22 protein-coding genes are annotated in these 20216 nt (G+C 70.4%); 15 read left to right on the top strand and 7 right to left on the bottom strand.

Going from position 1 to position 20216, the window contains the following annotated elements; translation table 11 throughout:
* Positions 1–54 precede the first annotated feature (54 nt).
* Both HS109_06795 and HS109_06790 read left to right on the top strand, forming a co-directional pair.
* Positions 55–993 carry a 2-hydroxyacid dehydrogenase gene (locus HS109_06795; GenBank protein ID MBE7522077.1) on the top strand — a complete coding sequence of 313 codons (939 nt, stop codon included), beginning with the start codon at positions 55–57 and terminating at the stop codon, positions 991–993.
* Positions 993–1970, top strand: coding sequence for a LysR family transcriptional regulator (locus tag HS109_06790; protein ID MBE7522076.1), 978 nt, complete (start codon positions 993–995; stop codon positions 1968–1970). The genes HS109_06795 and HS109_06790 overlap by 1 nt, the downstream gene beginning before the upstream one ends.
* On the opposite strand, the gene HS109_06785 is transcribed toward HS109_06790, so the two are convergent.
* Genes HS109_06785 through HS109_06765 form a run of 5 tightly spaced genes read right to left on the bottom strand, consistent with a single transcriptional unit; the run spans position 1967 to position 6351 of the window.
* A complete protein-coding gene (locus HS109_06785) occupies positions 1967–2680 on the bottom strand; it encodes an ABC transporter ATP-binding protein (GenBank protein ID MBE7522075.1) in 714 nt (237 codons plus the stop codon). The two genes, HS109_06790 and HS109_06785, sit on opposite strands and share 4 nt — an antisense overlap.
* A gap of 23 nt (positions 2681–2703) precedes the next feature.
* Positions 2704–3468, bottom strand: coding sequence for an ABC transporter ATP-binding protein (locus HS109_06780; protein ID MBE7522074.1), 765 nt, complete (start codon positions 3466–3468; stop codon positions 2704–2706).
* Positions 3469–3475: 7 nt separating this feature from the next.
* The gene (locus HS109_06775) at positions 3476–4339 is read right to left on the bottom strand and encodes a branched-chain amino acid ABC transporter permease (protein ID MBE7522073.1); all 864 of its coding nucleotides are present in this window, start codon (positions 4337–4339) and stop codon (positions 3476–3478) included.
* 7 nt (positions 4340–4346) lie between these two features.
* On the bottom strand, positions 4347–5207 hold the full coding sequence (locus HS109_06770; protein MBE7522072.1) for a branched-chain amino acid ABC transporter permease: 861 nt from the start codon (positions 5205–5207) through the stop codon (positions 4347–4349).
* 19 nt (positions 5208–5226) lie between these two features.
* Positions 5227–6351, bottom strand: a complete 1125-nt coding sequence (locus HS109_06765) for an amino acid ABC transporter substrate-binding protein (protein ID MBE7522071.1) — start codon at positions 6349–6351, stop codon at positions 5227–5229.
* A 228-nt stretch (positions 6352–6579) separates the two neighbouring features.
* On the opposite strand from HS109_06765, the gene HS109_06760 reads away from it, so the two are divergent.
* The 13 genes from HS109_06760 to HS109_06700 all read left to right on the top strand — a co-directional run bounded on the left by HS109_06760 (position 6580) and on the right by HS109_06700 (position 18522).
* Positions 6580–7344: an SDR family oxidoreductase gene (locus tag HS109_06760; protein MBE7522070.1), complete on the top strand. Its 765-nt coding sequence runs from the start codon at positions 6580–6582 to the stop codon at positions 7342–7344.
* 2 nt (positions 7345–7346) lie between these two features.
* Positions 7347–8081, top strand: a complete 735-nt coding sequence (locus HS109_06755; GenBank protein MBE7522069.1) for an RraA family protein — start codon at positions 7347–7349, stop codon at positions 8079–8081.
* A gap of 252 nt (positions 8082–8333) precedes the next feature.
* Positions 8334–9956, top strand: coding sequence for an indolepyruvate/phenylpyruvate decarboxylase (gene ipdC / locus HS109_06750; protein MBE7522068.1), 1623 nt, complete (start codon positions 8334–8336; stop codon positions 9954–9956).
* A 209-nt stretch (positions 9957–10165) separates the two neighbouring features.
* Complete coding sequence (locus HS109_06745) at positions 10166–10858, top strand: GntR family transcriptional regulator (protein MBE7522067.1); 693 nt, start codon at positions 10166–10168, stop codon at positions 10856–10858.
* Between the two features lie 308 nt (positions 10859–11166).
* Entirely contained in the window at positions 11167–12102 is a 936-nt protein-coding gene (locus HS109_06740) for a fumarylacetoacetate hydrolase family protein (GenBank protein MBE7522066.1), read from the top strand.
* 26 nt (positions 12103–12128) lie between these two features.
* Entirely contained in the window at positions 12129–13127 is a 999-nt protein-coding gene (locus HS109_06735) for an ABC transporter substrate-binding protein (protein ID MBE7522065.1), read from the top strand.
* 85 nt (positions 13128–13212) lie between these two features.
* Complete coding sequence (locus HS109_06730; GenBank protein ID MBE7522064.1) at positions 13213–14208, top strand: ABC transporter substrate-binding protein; 996 nt, start codon at positions 13213–13215, stop codon at positions 14206–14208.
* Between the two features lie 97 nt (positions 14209–14305).
* The gene (locus HS109_06725; GenBank protein ID MBE7522063.1) at positions 14306–14833 is read left to right on the top strand and encodes a VOC family protein; all 528 of its coding nucleotides are present in this window, start codon (positions 14306–14308) and stop codon (positions 14831–14833) included.
* Between the two features lie 62 nt (positions 14834–14895).
* Positions 14896–15609 carry an ABC transporter permease gene (locus HS109_06720; protein ID MBE7522062.1) on the top strand — a complete coding sequence of 238 codons (714 nt, stop codon included), beginning with the start codon at positions 14896–14898 and terminating at the stop codon, positions 15607–15609.
* Between the two features lie 26 nt (positions 15610–15635).
* Positions 15636–16037 (top strand): VOC family protein, encoded by a 402-nt coding sequence (locus HS109_06715; GenBank protein MBE7522061.1) that lies wholly within the window; start codon positions 15636–15638, stop codon positions 16035–16037.
* Positions 16038–16057: 20 nt separating this feature from the next.
* Positions 16058–16852, top strand: coding sequence for an ABC transporter ATP-binding protein (locus HS109_06710; GenBank protein MBE7522060.1), 795 nt, complete (start codon positions 16058–16060; stop codon positions 16850–16852).
* Between the two features lie 70 nt (positions 16853–16922).
* Entirely contained in the window at positions 16923–17822 is a 900-nt protein-coding gene (gene dapA / locus HS109_06705) for a 4-hydroxy-tetrahydrodipicolinate synthase (GenBank protein MBE7522059.1), read from the top strand.
* Between the two features lie 61 nt (positions 17823–17883).
* Positions 17884–18522 (top strand): malonic semialdehyde reductase, encoded by a 639-nt coding sequence (locus tag HS109_06700; protein MBE7522058.1) that lies wholly within the window; start codon positions 17884–17886, stop codon positions 18520–18522.
* A gap of 66 nt (positions 18523–18588) precedes the next feature.
* On the opposite strand, the gene HS109_06695 is transcribed toward HS109_06700, so the two are convergent.
* Both HS109_06695 and HS109_06690 read right to left on the bottom strand, forming a co-directional pair.
* Positions 18589–19017, bottom strand: coding sequence for a YbaN family protein (locus tag HS109_06695; GenBank protein MBE7522057.1), 429 nt, complete (start codon positions 19015–19017; stop codon positions 18589–18591).
* A 126-nt stretch (positions 19018–19143) separates the two neighbouring features.
* Complete coding sequence (locus HS109_06690; GenBank protein ID MBE7522056.1) at positions 19144–20043, bottom strand: RraA family protein; 900 nt, start codon at positions 20041–20043, stop codon at positions 19144–19146.
* Positions 20044–20216: the final 173 nt, after the last annotated feature.

Below are 20216 nucleotides of genomic sequence, written 5' to 3'. Positions count from 1 at the left end.
GCGATCGTTCCGCGACGCGCGGAGCGTCGGCCCCGCATTCCCGTCCGCCACGCGATGACCCCCGCGATCCTGCAGCCCGGCACGCTGCCGCACGACGTCGCGGCGAAGCTCGCTGCCGCCTATGCCGTCCATCGCGTGGATCGCGGTCGTGACGTGATGGGCCTCGCGCCGGACGTGCGTTCCGAGGTGCGCGGCATCGCGACCCGGAGCATGGTCGGCGCCGACGCGGCGTTGATGGCGGCGTTGCCCCGGCTCGAGATCGTGGCGGTGTTCGGCGCGGGCCTCGACGCCGTCGACCTCGACACTGCGCGCGCGCGCGGCATCCGCGTGACGCACACACCCGACGTGCTCACCGAGGACACCGGCGAGTACGCGATCGCGCTCGTGCTCGCGCTGCTGCGCCGGGTGGTCGAGGGCGACCGCTTCGTGCGCGCGGGTCGCTGGGCGTCGGGCGCGCTCCCCAACTCGACCCGCGTGCGCGGCCGCCGTCTCGGCATCGTGGGGCTCGGGCGAATCGGGCTCGCCGTCGCCCGGCGCGCGACCGCGCTGGGGATGCAGGTGGCCTGGCACGGCCCGCACGACAAGCCCGAAATCGGCTATCCGTTTCATGCCGATCTGCGCGCGCTCGCGCGAGCCGTCGATGTCCTGTTGCTCACCTGTCCGGGCGGCCGCGCGACCGAGCGCATGGTCGACGCGGGGGTGCTCGATGCGCTCGGACCGCATGGGTTCCTCGTGAACATCGCGCGCGGTTCGGTGGTCGACGAACCCGCGCTCGTCGCCGCGCTGGCCGAACGGCGCATCGCCGGCGCGGCGCTCGACGTGTTTCGCGACGAGCCGAACGTCCCCGCCGCGCTGCTCGGCATGGAGCAGGTGATCGTCGCGCCGCACATCGCGAGCACGACCGAGGAGACCCGACGGGAGATCGGCGAACTGATGCTCGCCAACCTGGCCGCGCATTTCGCCGGCCGGCCGCTGCCCTCGGCGGCGCTGTGATGCGGCGCCCGCTGCCACCGCTCAATGCCGTCCGCGCGTTCGAGGCGGCCGGCAGGCACGAGAGCTTCGCCCGCGCCGCGCAGGAGCTGCACGTCACGCCGGGCGCGATCAGCCGGCACGTCAAGACGCTGGAGGATCTGCTCGGCGTTCGCCTGTTCACGCGCGCCAACCGGCAGGTGCGCCTGACGCCCGAGGCGATCGTCTACCACAAGGCCGTGGTCGCGGCGTTCGACCGGCTGGGCGACGCCACCAGCGCGCTCGCCGCCGACCGTCGCGAGCGTCCGCTGCGCGTGATGTGCTCCGAAGTGGTGGCGATGCGCTGGCTGTTCCCGCGCCTGCCGCGCATCCACGCGAGCCACCCGCAGATGCCGCTGTCGTTCCGCACGACGCTCACCTCGGCCGAGCTCGAGTTCGACCGCCACGCTTCCGACCTGGTGATCCGCGTCGGCCACGGTCCTTGGCCGCCGGAACTCGCGAGCCACCGGATGTTCGACAGTCAGCTCGTCGCGATCTGCAGTGCGAGGCTCATCGAGCGCGGACCGCCGCTCGCGACGGTCGGCGACCTGCGCGCGCATGCGCTGCTGGGTTCGGGCCTGCGTCCGCAGGCGTGGCCGCGCTGGCTCGCGGCCGCCGGCGCGCCGGACCTCAAGCCGAAGCACTACATCGAGCTCGAGAACTCCGCGCTCGCCTACCAGGCGGCCGAGGAGGGGCTCGGCGTCGCGCTGGGTGAGCGCGGCTTCCTCGGCGAAGACCTCCGCGCCGGGCATCTGGTGATCCCGCTGGCGTTCGTGCTCGCGGGCGACGAGGCCTTCCACCTGGTCTACGAGCGGCAGCACGAGCGCACGCCGCACCTCGCGGCGTTCCGCGACTGGGTGCTGAAGGAAGCGCGGCTCGTGCGCGCCGCGCTCGCCGAGCCTGTGCGCGTGTCCGGCGGAGCGAAGCGCGCGGCGACCCGCTCGCGCAGGGCCGCCCACTAGAAATACTCCCAGAAATTCGAGGCCTGCGCGGCGGATGGCGGGCCGTCGAATACCACCTCGCCGTTGTTCATGATGAGGACGTGGTCGGCGATCTTCATCGCCGAGGCGATCTTGTGCTCGACCAGGATCGCGCTGATCGAGAGCCGCGTGCAGATGCCGCGGATCTCGCCGAAGAGCTGCTCGACGAGATCCGGCTGCAGCCCGATCGACGGCTCCTCCAGCAGGATGCAGCGCGGCGAGCCCAGGAGCGCGAGGCCGAACGCCAGCATCTGCTGCTGGCCGCCGCTCATCGAGCCGGCGAGCGCCTGCCTGCGCGACGCGAGCAGCGGCAGCATGTGCAGCACGTCGTCGATCGACACCGACGCTCCGTCGCGCACCACGGTCATCCTCCCGACGACGTCGAGGTTCTCCTCGACGGTCAGGTCGGGGAACACGCCGCGCCGGTCGGGCAGGTAGCGCAGGCCGCGCGCGACCCGGTCGGGAATGGGGAGCGCGTCGACCCGCTCCCCGTCGAGCCACACCTCGCCTTCGACCGGGCGCAGCGCTCCGAGGATGGTGCGCAGCGTGGTCGACTTGCCCGCGCCGTTGTGCCCGAAGAACGCCATCACCTCGCCCGGCGCGAGCGTGAACGAGACGTCGCGGATGACCACCTTGTCGCGGTAGCCCGCGGCGAGGCGCTTCACCTCGAGCACGACGTTTCCGGCCGGCATGGCGGTCTCGCGATCGGTGGACGTCAGTCCGCGCCGCCGAAGTAGATCGCGGCGAGCGAGGGATCGGCGAGGATCTCGGCGGGCGTGCCGCGCGAGACGAGCCGGCCCTGGTGCAGGAACAGGATCTCGTCGGCGATGCGCTGCACGACGCGCGTGTTGTGCTCGACGACGAGCAGCGTCCGGCCGGTCGCGCGCAGCCGCTCGACCATGTCGACCATCGCGGTGAGCGCCGACTGGCTCAGGCCCGAGGTCGGTTCGTCGAGCAGCAGCAGTTCCGCCCCGGTCGCGAGCACGCGCGCGATGCACAGGAGCTTCTGCTGGCCGTAGCTCAGGTTGCGCACGACCTCGCCGGCCTTGTGGGCGAGTCCCACCTCCTCGAGGAACGCGTGCGCCGCCTCGGCCTTGCGCTTCTGTTCGGCGTGCGTGCGGAACGGCCGCAGCAGCGCGCTCGTCGGGCTCGTCGCCGCGTCGCCGCGCAGGTACACGATGACGTTCTCGAGCGCGGTCATCTCGTCGAACAGGCGCAGATTCTGGAACGTGCGCGCGATGCCGGCGTCGACGACCTGCCGCGGATTGAGCCCGCCGAGCGGGCGGCCGGAGAACGCGATCGACCCCTGGTCGGGCCGGATGAATCCGGTGATGACGTTGAAGATCGTCGTCTTGCCCGCGCCGTTGGGACCGACGAGGCAGGTGGAGCGGTTGCGCTCGATGGTGAACGAGCAGGCGTCGAGCGCCTGCAGGCCGCCGAAGCGCTTCGACACCGCGCGGACGTCGAGATAGGCGGTCATCGGTGGATCAGATGCGCCGGCCCGCGATGCCCTGCGGCCGGTAGAGCATGAACACGATCAGGAGGACGCCGTAGATGAACTGGCGCAGCGGTCCCACCAGCGTCGACGGGACGTCGATCAGGTTCAGCGCCTGCGGCAGCGCGAGGAGCAGGAACGCCCCGACCAGCGATCCCGCCAGCGTGCGCGCGCCGCCGACCACGAGCATGGTCAGGATGAGGATCGAGGCGTGCAGGTCGAACGACGTCGGGTCGATGAACCCGAGGTAGGTCGCGAACAGCGCTCCGGCCGCACCGGCGTAGATGCCCGACACGGCCGCGATGCTGAGCTTCGCGCGCAGCACGTTGCGTCCGGCCGCCGCCACCGCGAGTTCGTCCTGGCGGATCGCGTGCACGATCTTGCCGAACGGCGAGCGCATCAGCAGCCAGTAGCTCAGGCACGCGAGCGCGAGGAAGCCCGCGGACAGGACGAGGAAGCCGGCGGTGCTGTCGGCCGCGCGGCCGAAGAGTTCCGCGCCCGGAATGCCGACCAGTCCCGAGGCGCCGCCGGTCAGCGTCGCCCAGTTGATGAAGATCGCGGTGGCGACGAGCTGGCAGCCGAACGAGGTGACGACGAAATAGTCGCCGGCCACGCGCAGCGACGGCAGCGCGAGCAGCACGTTCAGCGCGGCGCACAGGACCAGCGCCACGAGGACCGCGAGCGAGAACGGCAGCACGCCGTGCAGGAGCAGCAGTGCGACCGTGTACGCGCCGACGCCGATGATCGCCGCCTGCGACACCGAGAAGATGCCGATGATGCCGACCAGGAGGTTGGTCGACAGCGACGCGATCGAGTAGATGCACGCGAGCACGAGGTAGGTGAGGACGAAGGACATGGCGAGCTCAGCGGGCGCGGAACAGGCCCTGCGGCCGGACCAGGATGAACACGATGAAGAGGCCGAAGGTGGCGGCGATGCTCCAGCGCCCGGGCATCACGATCAACGCGAGGTTCTGCAGCACCGACAGCGCCACGCCGATGACGAACGCGCCGGTGAGGCTCCCGATGCCCCCGGCGATGACGGCGATGGTCGCGGTGAGGAGCACCAGCACGCCGGTGTAGGGCTGCATCGCCTGGTCGAGGCTGACCGTGATGCCGGCGAGCGCGACCGCGGCCGAGGCGATCAGCATCACCACGAGGTACACCGAGCGCGGGCGCAGGCAGGTGACCTCGGCCAGGAACGGATTCGACGCGACCGCGCGGATCCTCCGGCCGAGCAGCGTGCGCCGCGACATCCAGAGGAGCGCGCAGAACGCCGCGACGCTGGTCGCCGCGACCACGACCTGCGCGAGGCTCACGCGCACCGCGCCGACGCCGACCGTGTCGGTCCGCCACGGATAGGGAAAGCTCAGGATGTTCGGCGTGAACGCCATCGCCATCAGGTTCTGCAGGATCGCGAGCGCGCCGAGCGAGGCGATCAGGAAGACGAGCGGCGTGGCCTCTCTCCGTTCGAGGACGTCGTAGAGGCCGCGCTGGATCACGACCCCCGCGATCGCCGCGAGCGCCACGCCGGCGATGGCCGCCAGCGCGAACGGCGCGCCGAGGGTCGCGGCGTACCAGGCGCCGTACCCGCCGACGGTGTAGACGCCGGCGTGCGCGACGTGGAAGACCCGCGTGGTCGAGTAGTAGAGCGAGAAGCTGACCGCGACGAGCCCGATCGCGCAGCCGCTGATCAGGCCGTCGACGAGGAGTTGCAGCGCGAGCATCGTCTTGGGTCGGCGCTCCCTACTTCGCGCCTTCGACCGCCAGCACCTTGCGCGAATCCGCGGCGTACTGCTGGATCTCGACGCCGCGCTTCGCGGTGTTGCTCCTGTCGAAGGTGACGTCGCCGACGCTCGAACGGAAGGTCTTGATCGCGAAGATCGCGTCGCGCACCGCTTCCCCGGTGACCGGCTTGCCCTGCGCGAGCACGTGGTCGATCGCCTGCAGGCCGATGTCGGTCGCGTTGAAGTACTCGCGCGCGAAGAAGCCCATGTCCTTGGTCTTGTACCGGCTCACGAACGCGCCGCGGATCTCGGGGGCGATGTCCGACTTGATCGCCGACTGGTACCAGCCGGCCGACCCCGCGTAGCAGCACAGCGGATTGACGAAGGTCGTGCCGGCGACCACCGGGAGCCCCGGCGTCTGCGCCGCCTGCTCGACGAAGGTCGGGTGCCCCTGCGTGATCACCACGAACACGACGTCGGGCTTCGCCGCGGCGGCCTTGAGCAGCGTCGGGCGGTAGTTGGTGAGGCCGAACTCGACCGGCTCCTCCGCGAGCACCTTGCCGCCCAGCGCCTCGAACGAGCGCTTGAAGTCGTCCTTGCCGTCGATGCCCGCCGCGACGTTCTCGTAGATCACGGCCGCGGTCTTCTTGCCGAGCGTCCGGTAGAGGTAGTTGGTGATCGCGCCGGTCTCGTCCTTCACCAGCGGGATGGTGTTGAACAGGAACGGCGAGGCGTTCTCGAGCTTGTTCGACTGCGCGGCGGCGTTCAGCAGCACGACCTTCCTGCGCGTGGCGATCGGCGCGATGGCGAGCGAGACCGACGAGAACGCCGTGATCGCGAGCGGCACGTTCTCGAGGTCGAGGAGGCGGTTGAACGACAGCACCGCGACGTCGGGCTTCCCCTGGCTGTCCTCGTAGGCGACGCGGACCTTGTGCCCGTGCAGGCCGCCGCGGGCGTTGACGCGGTCGACCGCGAACTGCACGCCCTGCTGCTGCTCGAGGCCGACGGGGGCCGGCGGTCCGGTGAGCGGCAGGAGCGCGCCGATCACGATGTCCGGCCTGGATTGCGCGAGCGCGGGAAAGGCGACGGTCATGCCGGCCAGGGCGAGGCCGGTGGCGAGCATACGGATCGTTCGGCTGGACATGGTGTCTCCCGGAGGGTCGGTGCGGCACGCGGGCGCGGTGCCCGCGACATGCGTCGTTCCCGGCGCCGCGTGCCGCGGGGCAGGCGGGTCGGCGCGGAAACGATGCCGGAGCCGTCGGAGCTCCGTCAACCCAGTTTTTCATCGGCATGGTTGAATTTTCGTCAACGATTTGAGCTTTGCCGCGGCTTGCCCGAACATGGCCCGCACGACGCCGGAGGAGACGAAGCGATGGCCCTGCTCGACGACAAGGTTTGCGTGATCACCGGCGGCGCCGGCAGCGTCGGCCTCGCGACCGCGCGCCGGTTCCTCGCCGAAGGCGCGAAGCTGATGCTGGTGGACCTCGGTGCCGAGGCGCTCGCGCGCGCGACGGCCGAACTCGCCGCCGGCGCGCGGGTCGCGACGTTCGCCGGCGACGTGTCGAACGCCGACCACGTGCGCGGCTTCCTCGACGCGGCGGTGGCGCGCTTCGGGGCGATCGACGTGCTGTTCAGCAACGCCGGCAACGCCGGCCACAACGCGCCGCTGGTCGACTATCCGGAGGAGGCGTTCGACCGCACGATGGCGATCCACGCGCGCGGCGCGTTCCTCGTGTGCAAGTACGGGCTGCCGCGCATGCGCGAGGGCGGCAGCATCGTCATCACTTCGAGTCTCGCCGGCGTGCGCGGCGGCGTCGGCACCAACATGAGCTACGTGGCCGCCAAGCACGCGCAGATCGGCATCATGCGCACGGCGACCAAGCCCGCGGCCGCGCGCGGCATCCGCATCAACTGCGTCAACCCCGGACCGGTCGACAACGCGTTCCAGACCGGTATCGAGAACGAGATGAGCGCGATCCTGGGCTTCTCGGTGACCGATCAGTTGAACCAGACGGTGCCGCTCAAGCGCCACGCGCAGCCGGACGAGATCGCCACCTGCGTGCTGTTCCTCGCCTCGTCGATGTCGAGCTACGTCACCGGCTCGGTGCTGATGGTCGACGGCGGCCTGATGAGCTGACCATGGCGGCCCGCCGAAAGCTCACCGGCCGCGTTCCGCCCGAGGCGATCGTGCGCCTCGAATTCGAGCGGCTGCCCGAGGCCACGCTGAAGTCGTTCGCGCGCCTGACCGACCTCACCGGCACGGTGTCCGACAGCCTCGACCTGCTCGGCCTGCAGGGCGTCATTCCGGGCGCGGTGCTGCCGTCCTCGATGCCGGGAACGCGCATCGTCGGACAGGCGGTCACGGTGCGGAACGTCGAGCGAGCGGTGACGCCCACGCGCGCCGCGCTGGAGCGGGTCGGCAAGATGGGCGAGCACGAGGCCTACAACCTCGCCTCGCCGGGCGACGTGGTGGTGATCGAAGGCCTCACCGGCGTGTCGAACCTGGGCGGACAGTCCGCCACGGTGGCGCGCCGAGCGAAGCTCGCCGGCGCCGTCGTCGACGGTTCGTACCGCGATCCCGAGGTCGCGCGCGCGCAGCGGTTCCCGATCTGGGCCCGTGGCGTCACGCCCGCGACCGGCAAGTGGCGCCTGCAGACCGTCGCGATCAACGGTCGCGTGCGGATCGCCGGTGTCACGGTGGACGCAGGCGACCTCGTGCTGGCCGACGACGCCGGCGTCGTCGTCGTGCCGTACGCACAGGTCGACGCGGTGCTCTCCGAAGCGCGACGCATCGACGAGGGCGACCGCCGGCAGCGCAAGGACATCGCCGCCGGCGTGGGCCTCGCGCAGATCGCGCGCACCCGCTACAAGTAGCCGCGGCGCCTGCCACCCACCAGTAGCCGCGGCGCCTGCCGCCCACCGTTGCGCGTGCGGCGCGAGCGGCCGCAACCGGTGTCGCGGTCGCATGCCCGCGCCCTCCGGGTCAGGAGACAATCATTATTGCGCAATGTCACGACAACACGCATGAATCATGCGCGTGATAGACATAGGGCGCATGATCGATGCGCCACGACCGCCGCGGTCCGGCGCACGATGGCGGCTTCGACCCGATTTCGAGGCCCCGCGATGAACCTCACCGAATCGCTGCTGCACGCGCTGAAGGCGCACGGAGCGCATCGGATCTTCGGCATTCCCGGCGACTTCGCGCTGCCGTACTTCCGCGTCATCGAGGAGTCGGGGATCCTGCCGCTCCACACGCTCTCGCACGAGCCCGCAGTCGGCTTCGCGGCCGACGCGTCGGCGCGCGTGCAGGGCGGGCTCGGCGTGGCCGCGGTGACCTGGGGCGCGGGCGCGCTCAACATGGTCAACGCGATCGCCGGCGCGTACGCGGAGAAGTCGCCGGTCGTCGTGCTCTCCGGCGGACCCGGCAAGGGCGAGGCGCGCTCCGGCCTGCTGCTGCACCACCAGGCGAAGACGCTCGATTCGCAGTACCGGATCTTCGAGGAGATCACCTGCGACCGCGCGCGCCTCGACGACGCGGCGAAGGCGCCCGCGGACATCGCCCGCGTGCTCGCGTCGGCGCTGCGGCACTCTCGGCCGGTCTACCTCGAACTGCCGCGCGACATGGTGCGCGTGCCCTGCGCGAGCGTCGTCGCGGAACCGCCCGCGCCGATCGACGAGGACGCGCTCGCCGCGTGCGTCGACGAGTTGCTCGCGCGGCTCGCGGCGGCGACGTCGCCGGTGCTGATGGCCGGGATCGAGGTCCGCCGCTACGGGCTCGAGGCGCAGGTCGCCGAGCTCTCGCGCCGGCTCGGATTGCCGGTGGTCACGAGTTTCATGGGGCGGGGCCTCCTCGCCGACGCCAACGCACCGCTGGTCGGCACCTACATGGGCGTCGCGGGCGAGCCCGGGCTCGCGCAACTCGTCGAGTCCTCCGACAGCCTCATGCTTTTGGGCGAGATCGTCTGCGACACCAACTTCGCGGTGTCCGGCCGCAAGATCGACCTGCGCCGCACGATCCGCGCGCTCGACGGGCAGGTGGTCATGGGCCACCACGTCTACCCGGACATCCCGCTCGCCGCGCTGGTCGATCGGCTGCTCGCGCGCGTGCCCGCGACCGCACGACGCTTCGAAGTCCGCCGCAACGCGTTTCCCTACGGACTCGTCGCCGACGACGCGCCGATCGCGCCCGCCGACATCGCGACCGCGGTCAACGACCTGATGGCCGCGCAGGGCAAGATGCCGATCGCCGCCGACATCGGCGACTGCCTGTTCACGGCGATGGACGTCGAGCACACCGCGCTCGTCGCTCCCGGCTACTACGGGACGATGGGCTTCGGCGTGCCTGCGGCGCTCGGCGTACAGGCCGCGACCGGGCAACGTCCGCTGGTGCTGGTCGGCGACGGCGCGTTCCAGATGACCGGCTGGGAACTCGGCAACTGCGCGCGCTACGGCTGGGACCCGATCGTCGTGGTGTTCAACAACGCGAGCTGGGAGATGCTGCGCACGTTCCAGCCGGAGTCGTCGTTCCACGATCTCGGCGACTGGAAATTCGCCGATGCGGCCGCGGCGCTCGGCGGTGAGGGCGTGCGCGTGCGCACCCGGCGTGAACTCGCCGCCGCGCTCGCCCGAGCGCACGCCACGCGCGGAAAGTTCCAGCTGGTCGAGGCGATGATTCCCTCGGGTGTCCTGTCGCAGACGCTGCAGCGCTTCGTCGCCGGCGTGAAGCGGACGACGGTGCCGGCCTGATCGCCGGACCGGGGATCCGTCCCGGGACCGGCCGAATCGGTACGCCGGAGCGCCTGAAACGTGCAGACCTGCGCGGGGCGGGCATCGCGGGTCACCTGACATCACGGGTGTCCGGGCCTCGAAGACCCGCCAATGCCCTGGTCGACGCTTGCATGCCCTGGCGCGAAGTTGTATACAATAGCAGGGCATCCATCCGCTGCGGAGACCGCATGACCGACCGGGCCAAGACACTCGCGGAGAGCGTGGCGGATCGCCTCGCGGAGGAGATCATCCGCCGGCAGCTCCTGCCGGGCGCGCGCCTCGACGAGGTGTCGCTCGCCGCGCGCTTCGGCGTTTCGCGCAGCCCGGTGCGCGACGCGCTGCGCCTGCTCGCGGGGACGCGGCTCGTCGACCATCGGCCACGACGCGGCTTCTGCGTCGCGGTCGTCGACCAGGAGGAACTCCAGGACCTGTTCGAGGCCGCCGGCGAGATCGAGGCGCTCTGCGCGCGGATGTGCGCGCTGCGCGCCGGACCCGCCGAGCGCAAGCGCATCGAGATCGTCCACCAGAGCGCCTCCGCGGCCGCGCAGGCGGGCGACGCCGCGACCTACGCGTCGCTGAACGAGCAGTTGCACCAGCTCATCTACGCCGGCGCGCGCAACCGGACGCTCGCGGAACTCGCGCTCGGCATGCGGCGGCGCCTCGCGCCGTTCCGCGCCCGCCTGTTCTTCTCCACCGACAACCGGATGCAGGGATCGAACGCGGAGCACGCGGGAATCATCGCGGCGATCGTCGCCCGCGACGCGGACGGCGCGGCGCACGCGATGCTCGAGCACGCGGCGCAGTCGGCGACGAACGTCCGCACGCACCTGCCGCGCGACGACGCGGCCACCGGCGCGAAGGACCAGCGCGAAGTGGCGTAGGCGGCAGTTGTCAGTTGGCAGTTGGCTGTTGGCAGTTGGCAGTTGGCAGTTGGCAGTTGGCAGTTGGCAGTTGGCAGTTGGCAGGGGCGCCGGAGTCTCCGGTGGCGGCGCACCGAGCGCCGAGGTAGCGAAATCGTTGAAGGTTGGGTGTGGCGCCGCCTCCCGTTGCGGCACAGCGCCAGCCACCCGATGATGCGCTTGCGTGCTGCGGCGCAGCACACCAATAGTTCGTTCGACGGCTTGACAGCGGCGGATTGCGCGCCTAATCTCTGCATACAATTTACAGAACTCGCATACACGGAGACACGATGACCTGGGTCGCCCTCGCCACCTACCGCGCCGCCGGCGGCCTCGCCCCGGCCATCGCGGTCGATCACAAGCCCTACGCGCTGGACGCCGCGGTGCGCGCCGGCCTCGCCGGGGTCGATCCCGCGTGGCTCACCGGCGGCGTCAAGGCCATGATGAAGGACTGGGCCCGGGTCGAGCCGTGGCTCGCCGGCGCCCGTCCGGCGCTCGCCGACCTCGCCTCGCGCGGCAAGCTCGCGGCGGTGCCGATGTCCGCGCTGGCGGCGCCGTTCGTGCCGGACAAGATCTTCTGCGCGGCGTCGAATTTCATCGAGCACGCGAACGAGATGGGAACCGTGCTCGCCGCGAAGTCGGAGAGCAAGCCCTACATGTTCCTGAAGCTCGCCAACACGGTGATCGGCACCGGCGAGGCGATCCGGATGCCTCCCGAGACGACGATGCTCGACTGGGAGATCGAACTCGCGGCGGTGATCGGCAAGCGCTGCCGCCGCATCGGCGTCGACCAGGCGCTCGGGGCGGTGGCGGGGTACACGGTCGTGAACGACGTGTCCGCCCGCGACCTCAACGTGCGCAGCGACTATCCGTTCAAGTTCGACTGGTTCCAGGGCAAGTGCCACGACACCTTCGCGCCGATCGGCCCGTGGATCGTGCCGGCGTGGCAGGTGCCCGATCCGCAGGCGGTATCGCTCCGGCTCGACGTCAACGAGACGACGATGCAGGAGGACACGACCGCGAACATGATCTGGACGGTGCGCGAGCAGATCGCCTACCTGTCGACGATCGTGACGCTCGAGCCGGGCGACGTCGTCGCGACCGGCACGCCCACCGGCGTCGGCATGGGCCGCAACCTGTACCTGAAGCGCGGTGACCTCGTCACCGCCACCATCGGTGGCATCGGCACGATCGCCAATCGTGTCGAGGCCGAGTCGCTCGCCTGACCGCACGCCGCATCCACGAGGCCACCATGACCATCGTCCGCCCGAAGACCCGTTCGATCCTCGCCGCCGCGGCGCTCGCGGCTCTCGCCGGCACCGCACAGGCGCAGGAGAAGCTCACCTACAACATGGCGTGGCTGCCGCAGGGCAGCGCGATCGGCCCGATCGTCGCGGTCGCGCAGGGCTACTACAAGGACGCGGGCCTCGACGTCACGCTCGTGCGCGGCTACGGCGGCATGCGCACCGCGAACGAACTCGACCAGGGGCAGTTCGAGGTCGGCTACGTCGACCCGATCACGCTTTCGATCAACCGCAGCAACGGCGGCAGGATCCGCATGATCGGCGCGATCAACACGCAGTGGCCGGCCGGGATCTGCTTCGACACCAGGCGCCACGCGGTGAAGTCGCCCGCGGACATGAAGGGCCTGACGCTGGGTGGCGGTTCCGCCTCGCCGGTGCACAGCGTCGTGCCGGTGTGGCTCGAGGCCAACGGCCTCCCGAAGGACGCCATCCGCCTGCTGCGGATGGATCCGGCGGTCGTCGACGCGTCGCTGGTCGAAGGCAAGATCGATCTCGCCGAGTGCTGGCGCGGGAGCAACCGCCCGGTGCTGCTCAAGCAGGCCGCCGCGGCCGGCGTGAACGTCGGGTGGGTCGAGTACGCGGACTTCGGGCTCAACGCCTACGGCAGCGGCTTCGCCGCCAGCGAGGACTCGATCGCGAAGCGGGGCGACGCGCTGCGGAAGTTCCTGCAGGCGAGCTACAAGGGCTACGAGTTCGCGATCAGGAACCCGGAGCAGGCGGCGGACATCATGGTCAAGATGTATCCGACCGTCGATCGCAACGTCGCGCTGCAGCAGATCAAGGACACCGCCGTGCTCGTGGTCGACCCGCAGGCGAAGGACCGCGGGCTCGGATACCTGCGCGAGGACCGCATCAACGCGGGCATGCAGTTCGCGGACAAGGCGTTCTCGCTCGCGGGGAAGGTGAAGCCGCAGGACATTTACACCAACGCGCTGCTGCAGAAGTAGGGCGCGCGAGCGCTCGCCGCAGCGGGAGAGCCGTTCCTGGCGGACGCCGCCCGCGCCACCCGACCCGACGCACTCCGGAGACCGCATGAGCTACGCCCGTCCGACCGCCCGATCGATCCTCGCCGCCGCAGCGCTCGCGGCCTTCGCCGGCTCCGCCGCGGCGCAGGAGAAACTCACCTTCAACCTCGGGTGGCTCCCGCAGGGCAGCACTTCGGGTCCGGTCATCGCGCTCGCCAACGGGTACTTCAAGGACGCCGGCCTCGACGTCTCGATCGTGCGCGGCTACGGCGGCACGCGCACCGCGAACGAACTCGACCAGGGCCAGTTCGACGTCGGCTACACCGACCCGATCAGCATCGCGATCAACCGCAGCAACGGCGGGAAGATCCGCATGATCGGCGCGATCAACACCCAGTGGCCGGCGGGGATCTGCTTCGACACCAGGCGCCACATGGTGAAGAAGCCCGCCGACATGAAGGGGATGACGCTCGGCGGCGGCTCGGCCTCGGTCGTGCACAACGTCGTGCCGGTGTGGCTCGAGCAGAACGGGCAGCCGAAGGACCTGGTCCGCCTGCTGCGGATGGATCCGGCGGTCGTCGACGCGTCGCTGGTCGAGGGCAAGATCGACCTCGCCGAGTGCTGGCGCGCGAGCAACCGCGCGGTGATGCTGAAGCAGGCGGCGGCCGCGGGCGTCGACGTCGGCTGGATCGAGTACGCGGACTTCGGGCTCAACGCCTACGGCAGCGGCTTCGTCACCACCGACGACGTGATCGCGAAGCGGGGCGAGGCGCTGCGAAAGTTCCTGCAGGCGAGCTACAAGGGCTACGAGTTCGCGATCCGCAATCCGGAGCAGGCCGCGGACATCATGGTCAGGAGTTACCCGACGGTCGACCGCGCCGTGGTCCTCGCCCAGATCCGCGACATCATCGTGCTGGTCGTCGATCCTCAGGCGAAGGACCAGGGGCTGGGCTACATGCGCGACGACCGCATGGCCTCGACCGTGCAGTTCGTCGACAAGGCGTTCTCGCTCGCGGGCAAGGTGAAGCCGCAGGACGTCTACACCAACGCGCTGCTGAAGTAGCAGGGAACGCGGTCAGCGCACGCGCCGGCCGCACCAGGAAGTCATCGAGGTAGGGCCGGCACGGCGCCGGCCCGTTGCAGCCAAGCAAGGAGACGCCATGACCCGCCCCCGCCCCCGCCGCCTCGGCCACGTCGTGCTGAACGTGCGCGATCTCGCGACTTCGGTGCGCTTCTATACCGAGATCGTCGGCCTCACCGTATCCGACTACATCGAAGACCAGATGGCGTTCCTGCGCTGCGCCGAGGACCATCACGACCTCGCGCTCGCGCAGATCCCGCGCGACCAGCCCGGCCGCGACGAGGTCTACGCGCCCGGCCGACCCGGACTCGAGCACTTCTCCTACGAGGTGGGCTCGCTCGCGGACATCGAGGCGACCGCGGCGTTCCTGAAGGAACGCGGCGTCGAGATCGTCCGCGGAATCGGCAAGCACGGTCCCGGCGAGAACCTGTTCCTCGTGTTCAAGGATCCCGACGGCAACTACGTCGAGTTCTACGCCGACATGGTGCAGGTCACCGCCGAGAAGCCCTACGAGGCGCGGGTCTGGAAGAACGACCTCGATGCCTACGACCAGTGGCACTTCGAACGCTTCGTGGTGCCCCGGCCCCAGTGGGGACCCCGGAGCTAGGCGGGGCGGCCGTGCAGACCAGCGAGCGCGCCGCGCGTTGGCGGCAATTCGTCGATCCCGCGATCTTCTTCCTGCTCCTCGCGGTGCTGTGGGAGAAGGCGGTCGACGTCTTCCGCATCAAGCCCTACCTGCTGCCGCCGCTCTCCAAGGTGGCGTCCGCTTTCTGGGACGCGCGCGCGACGCTCGTCGCGGAGTCATGGGTCACCGTGCAGGAGGTGCTCGTCGGGTTCGTGTTCGCAGCCGCGGGCGGCATCGCGCTCGGACTGGCGCTGTACGCGATTCCCACGGTGCGACGCGCGCTCTATCCGGCGATCGTCGTGTTCCAGGGACTGCCGAAGATCGCGCTCGCGCCGCTGATGGTCGTGTGGTTCGGCTACGGCATCACCTCGAAGGTGCTGATGGCGTTCCTGTTCGCGTTCTTCCCGGTGGTGATCTCGACGATGGGCGGGCTCGCGGGCACGCCGCAACACCTGATCGAGCACTTCAAGGCGATCCGGGCGTCGCAGTGGACCACGTTCCGCCGCCTGCAGGTTCCCGCCGCGCTGCCGTCGATCATGGACGGGTGCCGCTCGGCGATGCCGCTGGCGGTGATCGGCGCGATCGTCGGCGAATTCGTCGGCTCCGAGCGCGGGCTCGGCCACCTGATCCTCGAGGCGAACGCCAACGGCCGCACCGATCTGCTGTTCGCCGCGCTCGTGGCGACCTCGATCGTCGCCGGCATCCTCTACCTCCTGGTCGAACTCGCGGCCAGGCGCGTCTGGTGGCGCGCGTTGTAGCCACCCCATCACGTCAAAGGCACATCATGGCCAAGCTGCGCCACATCGCACTTACCGTCTCAGATCCGGAGAAGTCCGCCAGGTTCTACAGCGACACGTTCGACATGCAGATCACCGAACGGACGGACTCGCCGCTCGCGACGGGCGTCTACCTGTCCGACGGCACGATCTGCCTCGCGCTGCTCAAGTTCAAGAACGACGCGTCGGCCGGTCTCGAGCGCGGCAAGGACTGGATCGGCACGCACCATTTCGGCTTCTGGGTCGACAACCTCGAGGCGCAGAGCAAGAAGATCGTGGCCAACGGAGGCAAGTTCTTCATGGACGTCCCCGCGGAGAAGGAAACCCTCTACTTCGAAGCCAAGTATCGCGACCCCGACGGTGTGCTGTTCGACATCTCGGCGGGTGGCTGGGCCGGCGCCAAGAAGTGAGGGCTGCCGCCGTGGCCGGGATCACAGCGACGGACAAGGACGGCGACGGCGGCGAAATCGCCATCCGGGTCCGCGACGTCGCCAAAACCTTCGGAGGGGGGGGAGGCGTACGCGCGCTCGACCGCGTGGATTTCTCGGTTCCGCGCGGCCAGTTCGTGTCGATCCTCGGGCCCTCCGGCTGCGGCAAGAGCACGCTGCTGCGGATCGTGGCGGGCCTCACGCCGCCCGACTCCGGCGGCGAGGTCGAGGTCCTGGGGCGGCGCCGCCAAGGCGTCTCTCCGGACATCGGCGTGGTGTTCCAGTCGCACAACATGCTGCCTTGGTACACCACCGAGCAGAACATCCGCCTCGCCGCCGAGGTCCAGGGCTTGCCGCCCTCCGAGATCGACCAGCGCGTGAACGAGTTGCTGCCGATCCTGAAGCTCGAGAAATTCCGCGACAGCTATCCGCACGAACTCTCCGGCGGCATGCGCCAGCGCGCGGGACTCGGGCAGATCCTCGTGCTGCGGCCGCAGGTCCTCCTGCTCGACGAGCCGTTCGGCGCGCTCGACGCGCTCACGCGCGACCAGCTGAACGTCGAACTGCTGCGCCTGTGGCAGCTCATGCGCAAGACCGTCATCCTGATCACCCACAGCATTCCCGAGGCGATCTTCCTGTCGGATCGCGTGCTCGTGATGTCCGAGCGGCCGGGGCACGTGCTCGACGACATCGCCATCGACCTGCCGCGCCCGCGCGACCCGCGCGCGACCAAGGAGAACCCGGCGTTCGGCCTCTATGTGGTCCAGCTCGGGCGCCTGATGGGCGTCGAGGATTGAGCATCGCCGTCCCGTTCGCTCGCGCGCCGTGCGCGCGGGCGCCGCACCACCGCAGCGAAGGAGTTCCGACGTGAATCCCGCGAAGTTCCATGGCGTCGTGCCGGCGATGGCCACGCCCTTCACCGCCGATCATCGCCTCGACGAGGCCCGGGTGCGCGACCTCGTCGCCGATTACCTCGCGGCCGGCGTCCACGGGCTGTCGGTGGCGGGGAGCCAGGGCGAGTTCTTCTCGCTCACCCCCGACGAGCACCTGCGGCTCCTCGAGGTGGCGATCGAGGCGAACGGCGGTCGCGTGCCGGTGTACGCGGGCACCGGCGCGGTGACCACGCGCGAGGCGATCCGCCTCACGCAGGCCGCCGAGGCGATGGGCGCCGACCTCGCGCTCGTGATCACGCCGTACTTCGCGCAACCCACGCAGGACGAACTCGTCGCCCACTACACCGCGGTCGCGAAGTCGGTGCGCATCCCGGTGATGCTCTACAACAATCCGCCGCGCACGAGCGTGAACCTGCTTCCGTCGACGCTCGCGCGCGCGATGAAGGCGGCCGACAACATCGTCGGGGTCAAGGACTCGAGCGGCGATCTCACGCAGGCGATCGAGTACCAGCTCGACGCCCCGCGGCCCGCGCTGCTGTTCTCGGGGCGCGACACCATCGCGCTCGCGATGATGTTGCACGGGGCGCAGGGCACGATCTCGCCGGCGGCGAACGTCTTTCCCCGCCTGCAGGTCCGGCTCTACGACGCGCTGCGCCGCGGGGACATCGCCGAAGCGCGGCGCTTGTCGAACGTGTTCGCACCGCTGCGGGCGGCGTGGGCCTGGGGCTCGTTCCCGGTCGTGATCAAGGAGGCGATGACGCTCGCCGGGCGCAGCGCGGGTCCCGCGCGGCCGCCGATCGGTCCGCTCTCCGAGGCGCGGCGCCGGGATCTCGAAGCCGTGGTGGCGAAGATCGCGGCCGAAGAGCGCAAGTGAGCCTGCTTCGGGGCGTTGCCGGCAGACTGCCCCGGTCGCCAGTACAACGGAGGGTCGATCGGTGAACGCGACTGCGACGAACCCGAGCTCGGCATCCCCGGCGGGCGCGCCCCTCGACGGCGCGGCACTCGACACGTTGTTCCGCCACGCGCGTTCGCAGAACGGCTGGCTGCCGCGTCCGGTGAGCGAGGCCACGCTGCGCGAACTCTACGACCTGTGGCGCTGGGGACCGACGGCGTCGAACACCCAGCCCGCGCGCGTCGTGTTCGTGTGCACGGCCGAAGGCCGTGCGCGCCTGCGTCCCTGCCTCGCGCCGGGCAACGTCGACAAGACGATCACCGCGCCGGTCACTGCGGTGATCGGCTACGACCTCGATTTCCACCTGCACCTGCCGCGGCTGTTCGCGCACAGCCCGACGACGCGCGACCGCTTCCTCGGCGAACACAACGCCGCGCATGCCGCGACGACGGCGTTTCGCAACGGCACGCTGCAGGGCGCCTACCTGATGCTCGCGGCGCGCGCGCTCGGCCTCGACTGCGGGCCGATGTCGGGCTTCGACCCCGACGCGGTCGACCGCGAGTTCTTCGCCGGGACGAACGTGCGCTCGAACTTCCTGTGCAACCTCGGTTACGGCGACCCGGCGAAGGTGTTCGGCCGCCTGCCGCGGCTCGCGTTCGAGGAAGTCTGCCGCATCGTGTGAGCGCGCTGCAGGCGGACGCCGTTCGCCCGCCCTCGTCCGTTCCGACCCCCGCCCGCGAACCTGCGGTCAGCGTTCGCGCACGGGCCGGTCGCGCGACGGAATGCTCCAGAGCCACGCTCCGGTCGCGACACACACCGCGACGAGGAGCGCCTTCGCCCACCAGGGTTCGACGAACCACGTCGCCGACACCGCGATCATCGCGCTCATGAGCCCGAGCGCGACGAGCTTCGTGCGCCACGGAATCGCGCGATGGGTGCGCCACTCGACGATCATCGGACCGAAGGTCTTCGACTCGGTCAGCCTCCGGTCGAGCTTCGGCGACGCGCGCGCGAAGCACGCCGCGGCGAGGAGCAGGAACGGCGTGGTGGGCAGCACCGGCAGGAACGCGCCGACGACGCCGAGCGCGGTCGCCACGATGCCGGCGACGAGCAGGAGCCAGCGGACCGTCGCGGACGGATGCAGGCCGGTCGGACCCGCGCGCTCGGATCGTGGCATCGCCGGGTGCCGGTCAGTCGCTGTTCCGACCGGACCAGTGCGGCGTCACCGTGGCTGGCAGCGGCACCATGCCGACAGACCGCGTGCAACGACTTGCCGGGGCATCGCGCGCGGCCGGAATCGGTTCTAGAGAATGCCGTGCCGAGCGAACACGTCGGCGAGCTTCGCGCCGTTCGCGAGTTCCTCGCGCGTGGTGTTCTCGCCCTCCACCTTGCGGAACGCGCGCGCGAGCACGTCGTCCTCGACCTTGCGCGGCACGACGACGACGCCATCGACGTCGCCGAACACGAGGTCGCCCGGTTCGACGCGCACGCCGCCGCAGTCGATCGGCACGTCGATCGCGACGACCTTGCCGCGACCCTTCGAATCGAGCGGCGCGATGCCGCCGTGGAACACCGGGAATCGCAGTTCGCGGATCATCCGCACGTCGCGCACGAAGCCGTCGGTGACCGCGCCGACCGCCCCGCGGGCGCGCGAGGCGGTGGTCAACAGTTCGCCCCAGGGCGCGATCTTGCGCGAGCCGCCGCAGCCGAACACCATGACCTCGCCGGGCTTCAGGTCGTCGACGACGCGGATCTCGAGTTCGTAGGGATTCTCGCCGGGCACCGCGGCGCTCACCTCGCGGAACAGCCCGGTCCGCGCGTAGCCGGCGAGCACGAGGCCCTCGTCGAGCGGGCGGATGCCCGGTGCGAGCGCCTGGTGCATGTATCCGAGTTCGTCCAGCACGTCGGAGAGCACGGCGCTGTAGAGCGTCTTGCGCAGCCGGTCGAGGAATGCGGGGTCGTGGCGATCCAAGCGCTTGCTCCCGTGCGGCGTGTCGCCGCGAACGGACACGATTCTACGCAATCGCGGGCGCACCGCGGCGCTCGGCTGCGCGCGCCCCGGCGACCGCCAAGGGATCGAACTACTCGTTCTGCACCGCGGAGTCGGTCGAGACGGCCTTCGCGTTGCCGCCCGTGCCGTGGTAGACGGTGATGCGGTACGGGTAGAGCGCGGAATGGCGCGGCGACTTGTCGGTGCACACATAGCGCATGCCCTTCGCCTCGACGTTGCAGCCGAGGAACTGTCCGCCGTCGATCGCGACGCTGTCCGACTGGAACCGCCACGGGCCCTGGGCCGGCAGTTCCCAGATGACCTTGCCGCGGGTGTCGGACTTGAGCACCACGATCGGATGCTGGTCGACGACGACGTGCCGGTCC

The organism is Burkholderiales bacterium (genome assembly GCA_015075645.1).
GTDB lineage: Bacteria > Pseudomonadota > Gammaproteobacteria > Burkholderiales > Casimicrobiaceae > VBCG01.
The sequence above is the reverse complement of the archived record's forward strand: the minus strand, read 5'-3'. Positions and strand labels throughout refer to the sequence as shown.

What these genes read in the sequence shown, in the direction of transcription:
- HS109_06745 (MBE7522067.1), top strand. Translation starts at nt 10,166, where the DNA reads ATGACCGACCGGGCCAAGACACTCGCGGAGAGCGTGGCGGATCGCCTC.
- HS109_06780 (MBE7522074.1), bottom strand. Translation starts at nt 3,468, where the DNA reads ATGACCGCCTATCTCGACGTCCGCGCGGTGTCGAAGCGCTTCGGCGGC.
- ipdC (MBE7522068.1), top strand. Translation starts at nt 8,334, where the DNA reads ATGAACCTCACCGAATCGCTGCTGCACGCGCTGAAGGCGCACGGAGCG.
- HS109_06775 (MBE7522073.1), bottom strand. Translation starts at nt 4,339, where the DNA reads ATGTCCTTCGTCCTCACCTACCTCGTGCTCGCGTGCATCTACTCGATC.
- HS109_06785 (MBE7522075.1), bottom strand. Translation starts at nt 2,680, where the DNA reads ATGCCGGCCGGAAACGTCGTGCTCGAGGTGAAGCGCCTCGCCGCGGGC.
- HS109_06790 (MBE7522076.1), top strand. Translation starts at nt 993, where the DNA reads ATGCGGCGCCCGCTGCCACCGCTCAATGCCGTCCGCGCGTTCGAGGCG.
- HS109_06725 (MBE7522063.1), top strand. Translation starts at nt 14,306, where the DNA reads ATGACCCGCCCCCGCCCCCGCCGCCTCGGCCACGTCGTGCTGAACGTG.
- HS109_06760 (MBE7522070.1), top strand. Translation starts at nt 6,580, where the DNA reads ATGGCCCTGCTCGACGACAAGGTTTGCGTGATCACCGGCGGCGCCGGC.
- HS109_06755 (MBE7522069.1), top strand. Translation starts at nt 7,347, where the DNA reads ATGGCGGCCCGCCGAAAGCTCACCGGCCGCGTTCCGCCCGAGGCGATC.
- HS109_06735 (MBE7522065.1), top strand. Translation starts at nt 12,129, where the DNA reads ATGACCATCGTCCGCCCGAAGACCCGTTCGATCCTCGCCGCCGCGGCG.
- HS109_06765 (MBE7522071.1), bottom strand. Translation starts at nt 6,351, where the DNA reads ATGTCCAGCCGAACGATCCGTATGCTCGCCACCGGCCTCGCCCTGGCC.
- HS109_06770 (MBE7522072.1), bottom strand. Translation starts at nt 5,207, where the DNA reads ATGCTCGCGCTGCAACTCCTCGTCGACGGCCTGATCAGCGGCTGCGCG.
- HS109_06715 (MBE7522061.1), top strand. Translation starts at nt 15,636, where the DNA reads ATGGCCAAGCTGCGCCACATCGCACTTACCGTCTCAGATCCGGAGAAG.
- HS109_06695 (MBE7522057.1), bottom strand. Translation starts at nt 19,017, where the DNA reads ATGCCACGATCCGAGCGCGCGGGTCCGACCGGCCTGCATCCGTCCGCG.
- HS109_06740 (MBE7522066.1), top strand. Translation starts at nt 11,167, where the DNA reads ATGACCTGGGTCGCCCTCGCCACCTACCGCGCCGCCGGCGGCCTCGCC.
- HS109_06730 (MBE7522064.1), top strand. Translation starts at nt 13,213, where the DNA reads ATGAGCTACGCCCGTCCGACCGCCCGATCGATCCTCGCCGCCGCAGCG.
- HS109_06690 (MBE7522056.1), bottom strand. Translation starts at nt 20,043, where the DNA reads ATGTGTGCACCGACAAGTCGCCGCGCCATTCCGCGCTCTACCCGTACC.
- HS109_06795 (MBE7522077.1), top strand. Translation starts at nt 55, where the DNA reads ATGACCCCCGCGATCCTGCAGCCCGGCACGCTGCCGCACGACGTCGCG.